The sequence below is a fragment of the Bartonella sp. CE47NXGY genome (assembly GCF_042195415.1).
In the GTDB taxonomy this organism is placed as follows: Bacteria; Pseudomonadota; Alphaproteobacteria; order Rhizobiales; family Rhizobiaceae; genus Bartonella.
Window position 1 is genome coordinate 1 of sequence record NZ_JBHIOI010000321.1, and the last position, 503, is coordinate 503.

The following is a 503-nucleotide window of genomic DNA, read 5'->3' on the forward strand; positions in this document are numbered from 1 at the left end:
CGTGCCTTCTTATATTTAGGCGATATATCATCCATAAGCTCTAATAACTTTTTCTGAATGCCAACTAAGGTATGAACCTTACTGTTATCTCCTGCCTTCTCGGCTGCATCTCTCATAAGACCAAGTTTAACCTTCGTTTCATGGAGAACACCCATGTTGGGCTTTTCTTTAAGGAGATTAAATTTTTCAGAAGAAAATGGAGCAACTTCTTTGACCTTACTCGTGAATTCCTGTAGCCCTTCTTTATAAGCCTGTTTGAAATATGGACGCTTCATTAATTCATTAAGAGCGCCATAATGCTGTTCTCCTATTGGTATTTTTTTGGCTATTTCGTAAAGAGTATGTGGTTCTGCTTTCCTAATCGCTATAAGATCATTTTTTAAACCTGTGACATTTTGACGAGGAACAAAGTATTTATCAGCCGCCTGATGAATACGCTCCCCTCCTCCCAGCGCTCTCTGTTTAGCTCTCTTGGTTAAATCAAGATAAGCCCCTTGGTTTCT

Annotated in this window: 1 pseudogene; it reads right to left on the reverse strand. The window is 39.2% G+C overall.

Features of this window, described 5'->3' with window-relative positions:
• A pseudogene (locus ACFIL3_RS11295) lies at positions 1 to 503 on the reverse strand (hypothetical protein); the annotation flags it as partial.